The organism is Seramator thermalis (assembly GCF_004138125.1).
GTDB classification, from domain to species: Bacteria; Bacteroidota; Bacteroidia; order Bacteroidales; family Dysgonomonadaceae; genus Seramator; species Seramator thermalis.
In genome coordinates this window covers 292,347-309,741 of the sequence record NZ_RXHS01000004.1, presented here as the reverse complement: position 1 = coordinate 309,741, position 17,395 = coordinate 292,347, and the positions used below count along the sequence as shown (strand labels likewise).

The following is a 17,395-nucleotide window of genomic DNA, read 5'->3' as shown; positions in this document are numbered from 1 at the left end:
TAGAGTTAAAAGGATCCAACCTGAGAAAAAAAATGTAATTTTGTCAGATTCCTTCGTTCTTTGAAATAAAACCATCAAGAGGGGTCAATATCACCGGAACGAGGGGTCAACATCACCGGAATATCCACTTGTTTTACCTTACTCATGTTAATTATTATTCCTGCCATACGATTATGTGATTAATTGAAATATCACACAATCTTATGAAAAAGAATCAACAAGCGGGTGGGTATGCGCCGGAATCGGCACGGAGCTGAAAAGGGAAAAAGAAAAAACGTAATATACTTTTTAGAAGCATGTTAGACTCGGGAAAATGGGTGCATATGCTCCGGAATAGTATGTATTTTTCCACTACCTTGCATTGTTGGGTGCATATGCGCCGGAATCGTTGGCTCGACGCCTTGTATTCCCTTTTTTTTGCTCTCTTTTTTTACAATATGTAAGCCATTTATATGGGATATGTGACAAAATGGGTGATTATCGAAGAATTTTCTATCTTCTTAAATCACCGGATTGTGTCCGAAAAGTGGGTGGGCATGCTCCGGATTATCCAGTTTGGGTTGATCCATAGTGTTTTGTTTGAAGATCGCCTAAATTTCATTCAATTTTTGATATTCGCTATTGGTAATACGTCCTTTTCTTTGACATACATCATGGCTTTTATCTGCCTGTCGTTCAGACGTAATTATTGAAATTCTTCTTCTGAAAATCAGTCTATAACAATGCCATGGAAACAAGTTTCAAGAATAATTTGTCTTTCAAAATGGATTTGTATTCTATGTTTTGATGACCAAGTGTATAAGTTAGATTATAATATAACTATTCTAATTTCCCAGTTTAACTAATTGTTTCAAAAATGACAACGCTTTTTTTCTGTTAAGAATTTCGTGAATTTTCTGATTTTCGTAGCTTCTCAAACATCTGTAACATGACGGGTCGCACTCGCAGGTTTCTAATAACTTTATTGCTCTTTTGATTACTGCTTGCAAAACTTGTCCATCTTGAGTAACAAGTCGTCTGGAATGTCCTGCACCACCAGGAACTGCATCATAAATAATAATTTTATGTTCCAGCCTTCCGCTTGTTAACTTATATGTCAAACAAGCCTTAATATCTCGTCTTTCGATATTTAGTTCGTTTGCAAAAGAGTTTAGTAGAGCATACATTACCGACAGCATTGTTGCATTGTCAGAAGTATCACAACAGAAAGTAATTTTTGCCACATCAGTTTTAAATTCGTGGTGTAAGCAATATTTTGATAAAGCAACATTACTGCAAGTTCCTTTTCCAAAAGGATTTTTATGTCTATTCTTTGTATTTCTCAATCGTTCGATTTTTGAAACGTCTATATGATAATCTTCATAATCTTTCAACTTGCTTGTTTCATCACTTGCAATAGAATACCCGCATTTCGGGCAGACATAGAAAAAATCAGTAGATTTAACTACCAATGAATCATTTGCGGTCGATTCAACTTCCAATTTGACATTGTCAAATTGATAATTGTATTTATTTATTGGATATGCATCTTTATCTCCTATATAAATTGCTTCTGTTTTGTATTTTCGTTCTTGTGAAGTTAGCGGAACAGGTTTTGGTTGTTCTTCAGCAATAAAGCCGGCTCTCGGCTCGATACTCTTGTAAAAATCTCTGGATTTCAAGATATGTCCGCAAATGGCACATTCTTTACCATCAATTCCAATCGGCATATTTGAAAAGTTAATATTATCACATTCTGGGCATTTCGCAAGATACGCTGTTTCAAAATCGCTAAGTTCTGTTTTATTTACTATAGGCTTTCTAATATAGCGACTTGTGTATAGCCAACCATCTGCAACAACCTCTCCAGAAGGCGCATATTCTGCAATGGCGACTGATAGATCGCGACTTAAATTCAGTGATTTGAAATAGTTTGAAGCAATGTTTTGAGTCAATTCTACTGAATCAATCGGAAAACCATATTTGGGTAGAATATTTCCACGAACAAGAAAATCTATTAAATCATTTTTTTGATACCGTTCTAAGTTACGACTAAAAACCGAAGCCGTTTTTTCATCTCTTGTTCGCATCGCTTTTTCATATTCTTTCTTCAAATAATCAACATTTGTTTCAAATTCATTGATTATTTTTTTAAATATACCTTGCTCGCCACAAAATTCTTCGAGCCAATCGAAACTGTTTATATATTTTTCTTTTAGTTGCTCATTGGTGATTGATATTGAGTTTCTTAATAAATCGGATAATTCTTGCGGCTCTGAATTCAGCCATTCTATAAAACCTTGGTAGCCTTTGTCGTTAATAAATGCTTTTGCATTATTTCCTGAATATAAATCGGGGTTCATTCGTAGATACAAACTTAATGCAACCGCATAAATGTGTCGTTTTAGTATCTTTTCATTATCCAAAGTGAAGTTTGGTGGAGAAATTTTTCCATTTATCATTTCTTTTGGATTGTCGAAAAATGTAAAATCGTGCGAACTTAATCGTGCAAAAGTTAAGGCAAAAGCAGCTGCATTGATACTTCTGCCTGCACGACCAACTCTTTGAGCATAGTTGGAAGCGAGCGGTGGAATGTTGCGTAAGAATACCGTTTCCAGATCGCCGACATCTACTCCCATTTCAAAAGTTGTAGAACAGGATAATGCGTTTATTTCTTTACGAATAAATTGCTGCTGATAATCTAATGCCTCTTTTTTAGAGAGTTGTGCGGTATGTTCTTTTACAAACAAAGGCGACATTTTATTGCTTTGGTAAAGCATTGCATAATAATTATCTTTGCAAAATTCTTCAGAATCTAATCTCTCCAATTTTCCGTCACAACCGATTTGGATACAGTTATTTCCGATATTAAATTGAGTTACTTTTCCACATTTTTTACATTTCCAGAGTTTTGCCGTTTTACCAAATTTAGCGCTGAAAAATCTTGCAGGCACAAAATAACCTTTCCCGTCCTCGGTTTCAAGTTTGTAGTTGTTGCTGTCTGAAACCAAATAGTCCCAATAATAGCCTAAAAATTCTATCGCTTTATCATCTTCTAAATTGAGTACTCTTTTAGTAATCGTCAATTTATTGGAACGATAATATTTTTTTTCACCGCTTTTCAATGTGTATGGTGTAGGCAAAAATCCTTGGGAACCATATAAAGTGTTGTCTTTGTATTTAGTTACAACTTTTTGAACAGGAGTAAAATACAAATAATCTCTATCGCTATCATTTATATCGTTCTTATTATCAGTAATAATAGCGGCTGAGCGCACAATCTCAAAAGCAAGATAGTTTAGGAAATTCTTTGCATCTTCTTTTGAAAGTTTATAATTATTGACAACCACATCAACAATATTATCACTATTTCCCAAGTATTCAAATGAGATTTTGCCCAAGGAAACTAAAGACGTATCACGCTTATAGTTATATAACTCGTTTAAAACAGCAACCCAAGCATTGCGGCGATTTTCTACCATTGAAGATTCTGCATTATCGGAATTACTTTTGCGAAATAATTTTAGATTTGAAAAATAGTTCTCAAGTAAGCTCACAAAGTCACTAATGTTAAGACCTTCAAAATATTTTTTCTCTTCTTGCGTTGCAACATTCCAAATACCTCGCCGACGTAAAAATTCCTTATAAGAATCACTTAAATAGCAAGCAAACTTTGCTGCACCTTGTCGACTATCTGAAAATACTAAAAATTGTCTGCCTGTTTTTGATTTGGTTTTTTTCTTTTCGGTTTGTAGTAAAAATGGATTTTTTGTTGCTTGTTTTTCTGCGTTTTCCTCAAAAGTAATAGTGTATTCAGGTATTTGTTCGTAAAGAGAGGTTGCAATAACACCTGTTGCAGCATCGTAACCGAGATTAAACCGCCTCAAAGTTCCGTTACAATTAAGGCATTTATCATTTCTCAATTTTGTGAGTCTTATTTTTTGTGTATTTCCACAAGTACACCAATTATTATGTGCCTCGTCTTCTGCTACTATTGCACCGCAGTTCTTACATAAGTAATATACTACCTCGTCTTTTTTCTTCTTATTTTTTTCATCACCTTCTTCTTCATCTTCTTCATATAACAATTGTTCTTCGCCAAAATAAACTTGATAGAAATTTTTATCGTCGAACCCGCTAGCTCTAACCAATTTATCATTAACAATGTTTCCAACGATCGCAATTTCACCGCAATCTTCACAAACAGCAATTTCAAACATTTTCTGTTCGTTACTGTAATCCTCCACCTTGTAATAATCTTTTCGGACTAACGACAAACTATTTTCATAATCCAAGGCTAAATAACAACCATCTAATGCTTTAAGAAAATAATGATACCGAATATCAACTAACGGTTTGCCATTCTTGAGTGCTTTAGCACATAGAGCGACAAATGCGACTGCTTGTTGTGGAGTAATCCCAAGATATTCAGCAAAATTAGCTAGCGTGAGCAAATTACCTAATTTACGCATTTTCTCATACAAGTCAGAAACAGAAACAATATCGTATAATATTTCTCTTTCTTTTTCTTGCGAATAGGGAATATTGAGATTGTATGTTTTCAAAACATCTTCAAGAAACTTTTCTTCATTTGCCAAATCGATAAATAATTGAGTTGGGAACTTGTAAGTTTGTTCTGACTTTTGAGAATTATCTCGGTATGCAGTTATTATGTCGTCCGTTGTGAATTTGCAACCTGTCAATCTCTCAGCAAATTCAACAACGCTTTTATTGCTTGTTTGGCTTCCATCACCCAAAGTTGCAGAAGTTAAAATAAATTGCGGTTTTCTTTCGCCGTTTATTCTCCCTTTTAATCTACCCATTAAAAACGCTGTCTCTATTCCTGTTGCACCGGAATAAACGTGAGCTTCGTCCAATACTACAAATTTGAAATTAGAGTTTGTGAAAATTGTATCATCTCCTGGACGGAAGAGCATGTGTTCCAACATCGCGTAATTTGTGAAAAGAATATGAGGTGGCCTTTTTTTCATTTCATCACGAGAAAGCTCCTCATTGGGTAATTTTTTTCGTAATTCAGGGTATTCCTCATTAGCGTACATTGTTTCGTATAGTTTTATGGCATCATTTTCATTATTTTCTGTACCACCATTATAAACTCCAAAACGAATGTCAGGATAAGCCATCAAAATTTTTCGCAACCCTTTTATTTGGTCGTTTGCCAATGCGTTCATCGGATAAATAAAAATCGCTCTCACGCCGTCATTAAGTTTGTTTTGTTCTTTTTCTCTGAGCAATTCATTAATAACGGGTATTATAAAACAATAGGTTTTTCCGCTACCCGTACCTGTTGACACAACAACATTTCTACCTGCAACAATCTTCTCTATAGCTATCTCTTGGTGCAAATATAAAGGTTGAGAAATGCGTAATTCTGGTGGATGTTTTTTATTTTTTTCTAATTCTTTGAAAAGTGGTGACAATTTGCCTTCATCAATCATTTGTTCGATTGATTTTCCCGATTTGAAAGAATCTTTTATTTCAATAAAAGGACCCTTGGAAACCGTTCTCTCCAATTCTTCCACAAATTTATTTTGCAGATTTTGATTGCGGAAATGGAATGTGGTACTAATGTAACCTATATATTCCTTTTTAATTTCATCTGCCGCTTTTGCAGGATTAAACATACTTTCTTATTATCAGTTTAATGTCAATTAATTCATCGTCTTTTTCTACATTTCTTATTATACTTCTTTTGAATATGTTCTTCATATTTCTTTTTGTTTTTTTTGTCAATATTTGAAAGATATATTTCAATTCCAGAAATGTAATTTATGGATACTCTAGAGTTAATATTAATTCCTCCAACAGGTGAAAAACCTTTCTGTTCAAGAAATGGAATAATAGTTTTTAAGCCTATATTATATTCTTTCAAATAAGTGATTAGTCTTTTTCCTTTACCAATTAGCAATATATTTTCGTAGATTACATCATATATTTCTTCTTTAGAAAAAATATTTTTATCCTTGATTTTGACAATGATTTCATACACATCTTCGTCAAAATTGCCAAACACAGCATTCGTTGAACCAACCTTTTTTCTTATACTCTTCTTGTCTTTCCCATTAGCTTTTGCAATGATAAAAAAATCGTTGTCTTTATCGCCAACAAAAGTATTTTCAACATCCCAAATTACTGTACCATTGTGATATCTCAATGGATTTTCTATAAAATGTTCTTTCGTGCTAATGGTAAAAAGGTTGTATTTTGTTGTCTCATTTGTACAATAGACAGTAATATCTTTTTTGCCTTGATTTGCATAAATTACTCGCCCTATTTCAAACTTCCCGCTTTGATTTATTGGGATTTCGACGATATGGTTTTCTATTTCATAAAACACTTTTATTACTTCATTTTCTAATGGATTGTCAATTTCTAATAAATCACCATTTTGTATAAAATCCTTATACCATAATTTTCTGTTAATCGGTTCATTATTCCATCCATTTTTTCCAATTTGCCATTTTAAATATGGAATTTTAATCAAAAGAATCCCATCTTTAAGGGGGCATTTTATTTCTTTATCTTGATTGTTCCACGAAAAATCATCGTTTATTTCGTCGTTGCAAACTGTAATTTTCCTTTCAGAATTTCCATAAAATATAGATTTGCTGAATTTTATTTGAAGAGTAGGAAGAACTATCAGCATTTCGGTTAAGACTCTTTCTTCTTTTTCGTAAGAATATAAAGAAATTTCAGTTGGTTCATTAGGTTTTAATAATCCCAACTTTAATAGTTCGAACATATAAGCATTGTTTTCCAATTGCACATAATCAAGCGCATCTAATTTATAAGGTTTGTTATCTATTTTCAGTTCTAATGCTTTCAGGTTTGAATTTTCAGGAACAATTAATTTTACGCTGTCTTTATAAACAAAGCAATGAAATTCGTCTAAAACCCATTCAATATCATGTAAATTTCCAACTAAACAAACAGTATTGGAACTTTTGGCAACTTTTGCTTTATCAACAAAAAACACTTGTCGTGTTTTACCTGTCAAGCTTTCGCCTACAGTAGGATAAATATTATAAATATTAGTGCCATAAGTTGTCAGATCTTGTGGCGTGTTTTTCAGACCATCAATGTTTTTCGAATAAACAAAATAGTTAGTTGGTATATTGAATTGACTTTCAACTTCTTTTTCATCCTCGAACAAAATAAATTCTCTGTACAATGAAGTTGTTTTTCCCTTTTCCGAATCAAAGATAATTATTCCATTTTCCTGAATTTCAACTTTTAAATTTATTTCATTTGAATATTTCAATAATTCATTCAGTTCAAGCTCTATGGACTTGGTAGCAATTACTAATTCCCCTCGTTTGGTCCTCATTTCTTCAGAATAACTCAGCTTTCCATTTACATAAACTGAAAGCCTCATGATGTTGTTGCTATCATCCAATCTTATAGAAGGAATGCAGAGAAAAACTTTATCATTATTTCTAATATATTTTGCACCAATATTACGTTTTGAAACTGTCGATATCCTTTTTTTCTGGTTTTGATCGTTGAATGCCTTTTCAGTTTGTTTTTTGTTTTCCCACCATTCAACAATATATCGCCTTAATCTATTTTCTTCACTAATTTTCTCTCGATTGAAAAGTTTATTGATTTGATAAAATGTGTCTTTTATAAATTCAATAAAGTCCTCAGACAAATTATTGTCCAATGCAAACGATCTCAAACCAATTTTTATGGAATATGCACTTGACCCAATAGAGACTTTTTTATCTTCATGGTATCCGCCGCCTAAAACAGTTCTCATTTCGCTTGCTACCTTTTCGCAAATCCATTCGTCATCATTAGTAAAACCGAAATCCAAATCTTTTTTGAAAACATTATAACAAAGTTCAAAAAACGAAAATATGCTGTTTTTGGGAGTGAATGAGTGCATCATCAGGGTTGCATAATATTTTTTCCCTGTTTTGACTATTGGGATATTGTTTAGTGCATCCATCTCTGATATAACATTAATGAATGCACTATATAATTTTTGGTTAAATTCTTCTTTTCCTGTCAATGTTTTGAAAATAAAATTCCAAAAACCGAGATTCTCATCACTTTCTTCTACTATGTCTGCATCTTTCCATCTCTTTGCTATTTCGACAAGTGTAGTAAATATAAGTTTGTATGAATCTTTGTCGAAAGGATCAGTCAGCTCACTAACATAATCGACCATAAAAGCATATTCATCTTCGGAAAAATCTTTATTCCCAATTAGCTTATGCTTAGCAAAAACATTTTCTATTTTCTGAAAAATATCTTCCATTCCATATAATAATAGAAAAAATTCATGTGATCTCAAGTAATATACTATATAATCAAATAGAAACAATAACTGTATTTGCCGCTTAGCCAAAACAAAATTACTTGATATATTCAATAATTCTGTTTACTCGGTATCACTCCTCTTACTCCGCCTCTCGGATTTTCAACATCGCCTTTGTAGCGAGGTATCAGGTGAATATGAACGTGAAAAATGCTTTGTCCAGCCGCTTCACCAACGTTTATACCTACATTAAAGCCATCCGGGTTGAACCGTTTTTGAATAAGCATTTTACAGCGGTTTACAACCAACCATAAAGCACGCTGTTCGTGAATTGTGAGTTCAAAGTAATTGGCAATATGTCGTTTGGGTACAATCAATGTGTGCCCGGGACTTACCGGATAACTGTCTGAAAATGCCATTGTTGTTGCCGTTTCGCTTATCAGTTCCACTTTTGAGGCAAGATTGCAGAAAGGGCAATTTTTGTTTTCCCTGATTATTTGGTTGTAGTGTTGGTATTCGTAAATTTCGCAATTTTCGTTAGAAAATATGCTTTTGTAAGGAAGAATAACATTGCTTTGATAAGTGGGCTGTTTGTGCACATAATGCATTCGAAAGCCTTCACTTTTCAAATCACGCCTAACGGCAAAGTAGGCTTTCCCGGTCGGCTTAAGCAACTCGGAAACAGACATCAAAACTTCAGCTTGCTCGTTCGGCTCCAACACGTTGAGTACATAGTTGCAAATTATTGTATCAAAGCGATTTTCGGGATAATCCGGTCGATAATAATTGTCATAACCTACAATATTGAATCCTTGTTCTTTGAGTTGGTCTGTATCAAATCCAAACCCGCAACCGAAATCCAGAATTTCACCTTTCAGCAGATTATTCTGTTTCAACCAGCGGGTTGGGAAAGACATTGAAGTTCGTTCTATCGCCGTTAAATGCGGGTTATTGACAATTTTCTTCATAGTTGTAATGATTTTTGCCAATATTTAAAACCCATATTTTCGGCAATCTGAACCATTGGGGAAAATGTTTTCTGAAAGACATTCAGAAACTCATTGTCCGAAAGCTGCACTAAGTCTGATAATGAATCGTGCAAAGTGAGATAGTCTTCCAATATCTTGTTGTTAGGATTTTTTGGATAAATCAACCTTATTGCCTGTTGGTGCATTTTAGCAAACGGACGAAGATATTCGTCTAACAGCGGCAAATTATTACCTTTGGAAGAATTAATGCTTGAGTCAGCCGGCAATAAATTCCATAACAGATTATGGGAGACAAAACTCCATGGAATAAAATGGTCTAAATCATAATTCTTTTTGTACAATTCCTTTCCCGTATAGATGCATTTTATTGAACCATTTATGTCAATGAAAGTATCCCAAAAGTGACGCTGTTTTAAAAGTGAATCACGCAAAACAGGTTTGACTAATTTTGAAGGAACGTCAGGAACGTTAGGATTCCGCTTTTGCAGAAAAACGGCCAAATTCCAGAAAGTAAAATCACGTAATATTAGATAGTTGTCATTGAGATATTGTTCCCAAATAGGATTTATCTCAATGGTATCTCCCTTGATAGAGTAAATACAATTATTGGTGTACGATTGTGATAATTCAACCACATCATTATCTGTTGTATAATTTATCCAAGGAGATAAAAAACGATACGGGACGTTCAGGGTGAAAACTCGCAATAGTCCCCGAATCTTCGGGACATTTAGATTGTTGAAAATCCGTTTCTTTATCTCATCTTTCTTTGCATCAACGGGTATGTTAAGTTCCTTTTGCAATTTAATAATCTGGTTATAAAGTGAATCGGATTTACCAAAAGATAAACGGAAGAAGTGTATAGGATACCAAGCTTCGGCTATCATACCAACGATAACTTCCCAAAACGAAATTTGTCGGCGTTGCTCCTTTACAACAATATCAAGAATAGCCACAAACCAGTAAAACTTGTATGTAGCAACTGTATTATTGTAGATTTGTGCCAATAATCTTGTGTTGAGATTTTTATCCGTTGGTAGATTCATTCGCAGTTTTGTTTCAAGTATTTTTCAAAACTATTTCCAATGCCTTTCCTGCCAATTCTTTTCGTTGTCCGATATTTCGAGAATTTTATCTGTAGACCAAAGTGCGAGCAATGAGATTTCGTCATTCGAGCACAATTTGCACAAGGGCAATTACTTACTAAGGTATCGATATTCGATTTCACGATTCAATTTTACAACCTGTCGCATTGCACAGCCTTTCATCTCCGATTTTATGGGCGAACAGCATCCCTTGTTATGCTTTTTTACTTTTTATTTTCCGGAAATTATCAGAATAAGCAAAGATAAACAATTATTCACAAATAAAACAAGCGTAAAAGAAAAGATTTTCAACCAAAAAAGATAAAGAAAATATTTGTTTTTGACAACTTGTGTCAGAAAGCAAAAGCAACTTAAAACAGCTGCTTTTTGAATGTGTCGAATTTTAGGGCTTTTTGTACTTGTCATGCGCATAATGAATTAGGAGACCCTGAAGGGTAAAGCGCTTTATCTGATTTTCGGCCGTTTTGGGAGGAATGCCCAATTTTTGAGCAACGCTGAGGTAGGTTTTCCGGTTGAACTTGGGGGGGTAACGCGTCGAGAAATTGCCGGTGAAGCAATTCCGGTTCGTTGTCCGAAGCGGACTGCGGATTTTGTTGAGGAAGCGTTTGAAAGACTTTTGCGGTGTGTTGCAAAAGGACATTGACCATAGCAAGGGCGGTGCGAAAATCGGCAACATTACAGACCATTGTGGTCGAAATATTGCCGTTATCACAAATTCGCAAAGGGGGTAAAATCATGGCTATGCGATAGGTTATCAACCCCAAACGGCGAACAGAAGCGACAATATCGAGCCCGAAGAGGGCGGCGTATTGCTTCTGTATGCCATCGAAAAAGGCGTTGAATTCGTCCTGCTGGGGCTTGGGCGGTAACGAACAGAAAGAGATTGGGGAAAACGGTAACGCCACCATAAATTCCGTACACGTTGGGCAGACAAGCGGAAATAACTACCAAAGAGCCCAGCAAAAGCAGGTCGGCATCTTCACCGGAGTTTGCATAATTTGTTATCTGCCGGAGAAAATCGGGCAAGAGGGGATAGATTGTTTCGGGAAATGTGGGTAACACCTCTTTTTGCTCTTCTGATTCCTCCGAGGAGGAGAATTGTTTTGCCACTTTTGCCAAATCTCCATTTTGGCAATTTGGATATTTGGCAATATCGTCGGGATTGTGATTTAAATGACTTTTTTGATTGTCTTGTTTTTTAACGGAGACATCAATGCCGGAGGACTTTGCCAAATGGAAAAGGGTTTTGATTGTGACACCGTGGCCGTGCGAAGCAAGACAAGCGGAGTATTGCTTGTCGGTTTCGGGTTGTGAATAAGACGGATAAAACCGGCTGAGGCGGTGGAAATACGTTCGGCCGTTCTCGCCCAAAGCGTTGGCAAGGGCAAAGCCGAGATCGCGCCAATCGTCGGGATTGAATATTTTTTGTTCATCATTTATTGAATTTGAAAGTAGAAAGTTGAAAGTAGTTGGGGCGTTGCCCCAAACCCCACATTCTTTTTTGCCTTGATGCTAAAAATAATGGATAATGTATAATTGACAATTGAGAATTTAAGAATTTAAGAAAGAAGTGAAGAAGTCGGAAGTGGTGGAATATCATAATCCCGGCGGCACGCTCTTTGCGCAGACCGGGTACCCCGATGATGAGATGAGGTCGGAAAAATTAATGGAGAAATTGATAAAATGTATAATGGGGTAGGGATGAAAAAGGGAAAACTCTGTAAAACGGCTTTTGCCACGATTTGCGAAAGCAAAGAGGGCAGTAAGTCAGTGACCGATTCGGAAAATGTAGGCGTTTGTTTGGAATCGAAATCCTCAATATCCTCAATATCCTCAACTGAGGATATTGAGGATATTGAGGAAATGGCAGATTTTGGGACAGAGTCCCATTCGTGCAAGTTTAGCATCAGCGTAACTTGGACGCAAGACGACAGGCAGTTTGGAAACTACCGTTGTTTCCGATACAAGTTCGAAAACTTGTGATATACTTTGGAAGAAAAGAAGAAATGGGAAGAAAAGAAGTTAGAAATAAGAATTTCAAATTACGATTTGAAAGTAAAACTTTAGGACTTTATGAACTTTCTAACTTTACAAACTAAAATGATTATCATAACCCCTGTGCTGCCTGTCGGCAGCACTTGTCCCCTTATCTTAAGGGGACTGTTCAGATGGTGTGATCCCATAATTGAGAATTAACAAGAAATAGAGAAATGGGAAGTAGAGAAATAAGAATTTCAATGAATTATCAAATCGGTAAATTTTTCAATCGCGAAATTATGCATTGTGCATTATTAATTATCCATTGATTCTTGGGGCGTTGCCCCAAACCCCACATACTTTTTTGCCTTGATGCAAAAAAGTATGCAAAAAAGATCAAGACTGCATCTCCTCATCGACCCGATAGCTGCTTGTTCGCTAAAAGACAAATAACTCACCGCCTTGCGGCGGCTCAAACAGCTTGTCTTTTGCCTGACGGCACGCTCGCTGCGCAGATCGGGTGCCCCGATGAAGAGATGAGGTCGGGAAAATAAGGGAGAATGGATGAGTGTGAGAGAAGAAAAGAAGTTTGAAGTGAAGAAGTCAGAAGTGAGAGGAATATCATAACCCCTGTACTGCCTGGTGGCAGCGCTTGTCCCCTTATCTTAAGGGGACTGTTCAGATGGGTGTGATCCCATAATTGAGAATTAACAAGAAATAGAGAAATGGGAAGTAGAGAAATAAGAATTTTAAATTACGAATTTTCGTTTTGTTTGTTCGCTTTTCGCTGGCATGGATATTCGTTTGTGCAATTGCAGTAGTTCTGCCTTTCAGGCAGCATATGTTTGTTGTATCTTTGTCCGCAGGTCGGCGACCTGCGGTTATGAAGATTATTGCCTTTCAGGCAAAAGTGAGCCGGTGAATTGAAAACTTCGACTGTGATGGATATTTCTGTATTCGAGAGTGTTTTTGGCTTGAAAAGCCGAATTTTCATAACCGCAGCATTTATTCTGCGGTATGAATCGTCGTCAGAAACCTGCCTGGAAGGCAGAACATTTATTCGCCACGAAGGCGCAAAGACGCGAAGTTGAATATTATACCCCCTGCATCATCCGGAATTCATCAGTAAATCGATAAATCATCTAATCGATCAGTGTCCTTTTTTGCCAGTGCAGATATTCATCTGTGCAACTGCAGTGGTTCTGCCTTTCAGGCAGAGATTGCAGGGATGTCCTTGTCCGCAGGTCGTGACCTGCGGTTATGAAGGTTATTGCCTTTCAGGCAAAAGTGAGCCGGTGAATTGAAAACTTCGACTGTGATGGATATTTTTGTATTCGAGGGTGTTTTTGGCTTGAAAAGCCGAATTTTCATAACCGCAGCATTTATTCTGCGGTATGAATCGTCGTCAGAAACCTGCCTGGAAGGCAGAACATTTATTCGCCACGAAGGCGCAAAGACGCGAAGTTGAATATTATACCCCCTGCATCATCCGGAATTCATCAGTAAATCGATAAATCATCTAATCGATCAGTGTCCTTTTTTGCCGGTGCAGATATTCATCTGTGCAACTGCAGTGGTTCTGCCTTTCAGGCAGAGATTGCAGGGGCATCTTTGTCCTCAGGTCGGTGACCTGCGGTTATGAAGATTATTGCCTTTCAGGCAAAAGTGAGCCGGTGAATTGAAAACTTCGACTGTGATGGATATTTCTGTATTCGAGGGTGTTTTTGGCTTGAAAAGCCGAATTTTCATAACCGCAGCATTTATTCTGCGGTATGAATCGTCGTCAGAAACCTGCCTGGAAGGCAGTATTTTTCCATCGCCGGTGCAGATATTCATCTGTGTTCTTATTGAAGAGACCTAACAAGTTTTCGAAACTTGTTAGGTCTGAATTGTTAAATCAACTCCCATTCGTTTAAGTTTGGCGATAGCATAACTTGGACGCAAAACGACAGGCAGTTTGTAAACTGCCGTTGTTTCCGGCACAAGTTCGGGAACTTGCGCTATTAAAGAAGGGCTGAAACAGTTTTTCGAAGTATTTTCTCAACTGTTGACAGAAAAACGGGATAAAAGAATGGATTATAAAAACAAGCGAGATTCGTTTCCCATATTAAACAGCAAGTCGATAATGCTGAGATTGGGCAGAAATCCGAATTTTTGTTCAAAAACCTGATAATATGGCTTAGCCTCGAAATCGCGATCGAGTGCTCTCCAATCGCGCTTGGGATGAATCGTTTCGCGAAAATCCGATTTATTTTCATCTGACGGTTCCACGTACGATTTGGTGAAGCTTATTGGGGTTGAAAGTTCGAGCAACCGACAGATTGTATTTCGGAGCAGTTCGTTGAAATCGAGCAAAAACGGAATTTTCTTTTCGTAAAACGGGGAAAAATAGTCGGCATAATAGTCGAAAAACGGCGTAGATTTGTAAGCCGAAACAATAGCATTCCAATGAAGATGCCGCCAGTTACCATGATCGGCAATGCGAATATCTTTCATTTCGCATGCCAAATCGGATGGCTTCTCGATCGGAATGCTCAGAGGCAACGGACCATTGGCACCGGCAATAATGCACCGGTTTCGATAGGATTGTTTCGTATAGTGATCGTGTATTTCGATTTGCGCATTCGATGCCCGAAACAACTTGCTGTAGTATTCTACCGGGGCCAAATAAAGCGACGACAAAAGGATCGGTTTCTCATTTGTCGGAAATTCTGAATTATCGGAAGCCTTCATGAATAGGAAGAAACAGGGCGTTTATCGTCCCGCACTCTTAAACAAGCGGTTCCACCGAATTTTTCCATTGAACCACCCTTTATCCTTATCCAACGACAGCCAGATGAACATCGGTTGGCCCACGATGTGATCTTCGGGAACAAATCCCCAAACACGTGAATCGGCCGAATTGTGCCGATTATCTCCCATCATAAAATAGTAGTCCATGCGAAAAGTATAGGAATCGGCCTGTTTTCCGTTGATATACACTTTTCCGTCCCGATAGGCGAAATCATTCCCTTCGTAGTTTTTGATACACCGCTCGTAAGCAGCCACCTTGAAAGGGATATCGGTATCAAATTTCAACGTAGCACCTTTTTTAGGAATCCATAAGGGTCCGTACGTGTCGCGTGTCCATCCTGTTTCGTAATTCACCGGATAATAATAAGCCGCACCGGGTTGTTCCATTTCCTTGATCACCGTCAGAACGAATGGCTTTGCTTTCATCTCTTCCACCATTCCGTCCGTCATCGGTATTTGTCCATAAAGTTTTCCAAAGGAACCGTTTTTCGCTTTCAGTCCCATTTTTGCGGCACTCAAACTGTCCACATTGGTCAAATCCTGATATTTCGGGACAGGTTGTTCATATTCGTTGACGGCCTCATAATCGCTTTTGCTGATGCCTATTTGATCGAAAACCTCGGGAGAAATAATCGTACCGTCGGTTTGGATAAAATAGTTGTGTTGTGTGGTTTTTACGTGCGGAATAAGTTTCCCGTCCACATACACGGCATCATCTTTGAGTTGAATGGTTTCGCCGGGCATGCCGATACAGCGTTTTACATAATTTTCGCGACGATCCACCGGTCGCCACACAACGTCGCCATAGGAACGTTTGTCGGCTCTGATTCCGGCACTTCCGTTGGCGTTGTATTTCGAAAGCGTATAAAAATCGACAGCCTGCATATTGAGTGCCACCGTATCTCCGGCCGGAAAATTGAAAACGACGATATCGTTTCGTTTCACCTCGCCCAATCCTTTCAGCCTACGATAAGGCCATTGGGGTTTTTCGAGATACGATTTTCCACCGATAACGGGCATGGTATGTTGCGCCAGAGGAAATGACAGCGGCGTCATGGGTGCGCGTGGTCCGTAACTCAGTTTGCTTACTGCCAGAAAATCGCCCACAAGCAACGATTTTTCGAGCGAAGACGAAGGAATCTGATAGTTTTGAAAGAAAAATGTGTTGATGAAATACACAGCTACCAATGCAAAAATGATGGCATCCACCCATTCCATTGTTTTGCGAACCACTTTGTTCTGCGATTTCTTCCAAAAAGTCCATGGAATATATTTGGTAATGTAAGCGTCGAAGAAAAAAGGAACAATAATCAAAACCCATGCACTTGCAGCCCAAAGGGCAAAGAGCAAAATAAGAACAAGCCATACGGAGAACCAAACCCATTGACGGCGTGTGGCATTTGAAATACGTTGTTTGAGTGTCATTATATTATTGTTGAGCAAATGAATGTCGATGTCGAAAGGACGTTCGAACAATTATTATATTTTTACGGTGAATAACCCTTTCGTAGGATTTTTATAAATCGCCTAACATGTCTCTCATCCCCAAAAACCCTTTTTTGCCTTGGACAAATTCGGCAGCAAGCACGGCTCCCAATGCAAATCCCTTACGATTTTTGGCTTCGTGGGTGATTCGGATACTGTCGGCTTCCGATTCGTAGATGATGCTATGCGTTCCGGGAACTTCGCCTTCGCGAATGGCCTTTATCTCCAATTCGTTGTCGGAATGCGCTTCATCGAGCACCCAATTCTCTTTGCGATCGATATTGACGAGAATGCTTTCGGCAAGCGTAATGGCCGTTCCGCTGGGAGCATCAAGTTTGTGAATGTGGTGAATTTCCTCCATGCGGACATCATATTCGGCGAAGCGATTCATGACTTTGGCAAGATAGTTGTTGAGAGCGAAGAAGATATTAACGCCCAAACTGAAATTGGAAGCATAGAAAAAAGTTTTTCCGTTCTTTTCGCATTCTTCCTTCACTTCGTCGAGATGTTCGAGCCAGCCTGTGGTGCCCGAAACAACGGGGACATTGGCGGCAAATGCGCGTCGATAATTATTCAAAGCGCTTGCAGGCGATGTGAATTCTATAGCCACATCGGAGCTTTTAAATTCGGGCGAATCAAATTTATATTCCTCATTGAGGTCAATCGTGCAAACTATTTCATGCCCGCGGTCGAGAGCAATCTTTTCGATCTCGTGCCCCATTTTTCCGTATCCTATAAGCGCAATTTTCATACAGTTGTTTCGATTTTTTTATTGAAGAACA

At 37.5% G+C, this 17,395-nt stretch carries 10 protein-coding genes and 1 pseudogene; 1 reads left to right on the top strand and 10 read right to left on the bottom strand.

The window, feature by feature from the left end:
- Positions 1 to 824: 824 nt before the first annotated feature.
- From EJN84_RS05300 to EJN84_RS12540, 7 genes and pseudogenes are all read right to left on the bottom strand, one after another.
- Positions 825 to 5,624: a DEAD/DEAH box helicase gene (locus EJN84_RS05300; RefSeq protein ID WP_129594437.1), complete on the bottom strand. Its 4,800-nt coding sequence runs from the start codon at positions 5,622 to 5,624 to the stop codon at positions 825 to 827.
- Between the two features lie 32 nt (positions 5,625 to 5,656).
- Complete coding sequence (locus EJN84_RS05295; RefSeq protein ID WP_129594436.1) at positions 5,657 to 8,263, bottom strand: hypothetical protein; 2,607 nt, start codon at positions 8,261 to 8,263, stop codon at positions 5,657 to 5,659.
- A 110-nt stretch (positions 8,264 to 8,373) separates the two neighbouring features.
- Entirely contained in the window at positions 8,374 to 9,231 is an 858-nt protein-coding gene (locus EJN84_RS05290) for an HIT family protein (RefSeq protein WP_129594435.1), read from the bottom strand.
- A complete protein-coding gene (locus EJN84_RS05285; protein WP_129594434.1) occupies positions 9,228 to 10,298 on the bottom strand; it encodes an HNH endonuclease domain-containing protein in 1,071 nt (356 codons plus the stop codon). Before EJN84_RS05285 ends, EJN84_RS05290 begins: the two co-directional genes overlap by 4 nt.
- Before the next feature lie 461 nt (positions 10,299 to 10,759).
- Positions 10,760 to 11,179, bottom strand: a complete 420-nt coding sequence (locus tag EJN84_RS12545) for a hypothetical protein (protein ID WP_394343085.1) — start codon at positions 11,177 to 11,179, stop codon at positions 10,760 to 10,762.
- Entirely contained in the window at positions 11,067 to 11,591 is a 525-nt protein-coding gene (locus EJN84_RS12220; protein ID WP_238943929.1) for a DUF3987 domain-containing protein, read from the bottom strand. Before EJN84_RS12220 ends, EJN84_RS12545 begins: the two co-directional genes overlap by 113 nt.
- 54 nt (positions 11,592 to 11,645) lie before the next feature.
- Positions 11,646 to 11,729 (bottom strand): annotated as a pseudogene (locus EJN84_RS12540) (hypothetical protein); the annotation flags it as partial.
- Between the two features lie 312 nt (positions 11,730 to 12,041).
- Here EJN84_RS12540 and EJN84_RS05270 point away from each other — a divergent pair.
- Positions 12,042 to 12,341: a hypothetical protein gene (locus EJN84_RS05270; protein ID WP_129756374.1), complete on the top strand. Its 300-nt coding sequence runs from the start codon at positions 12,042 to 12,044 to the stop codon at positions 12,339 to 12,341.
- Between the two features lie 2,070 nt (positions 12,342 to 14,411).
- Here EJN84_RS05270 and EJN84_RS05265 read toward each other — a convergent pair.
- The 3 genes from EJN84_RS05265 to dapB all read right to left on the bottom strand — a co-directional run bounded on the left by EJN84_RS05265 (position 14,412) and on the right by dapB (position 17,364).
- Positions 14,412 to 15,068 (bottom strand): WbqC family protein, encoded by a 657-nt coding sequence (locus EJN84_RS05265; protein WP_101487497.1) that lies wholly within the window; start codon positions 15,066 to 15,068, stop codon positions 14,412 to 14,414.
- A gap of 21 nt (positions 15,069 to 15,089) precedes the next feature.
- The gene (locus EJN84_RS05260; protein WP_165004090.1) at positions 15,090 to 16,535 is read right to left on the bottom strand and encodes a S26 family signal peptidase; all 1,446 of its coding nucleotides are present in this window, start codon (positions 16,533 to 16,535) and stop codon (positions 15,090 to 15,092) included.
- A gap of 109 nt (positions 16,536 to 16,644) precedes the next feature.
- A complete protein-coding gene (gene dapB, locus EJN84_RS05255) occupies positions 16,645 to 17,364 on the bottom strand; it encodes a 4-hydroxy-tetrahydrodipicolinate reductase (RefSeq protein WP_129594431.1) in 720 nt (239 codons plus the stop codon).
- Positions 17,365 to 17,395 lie beyond the last annotated feature (31 nt).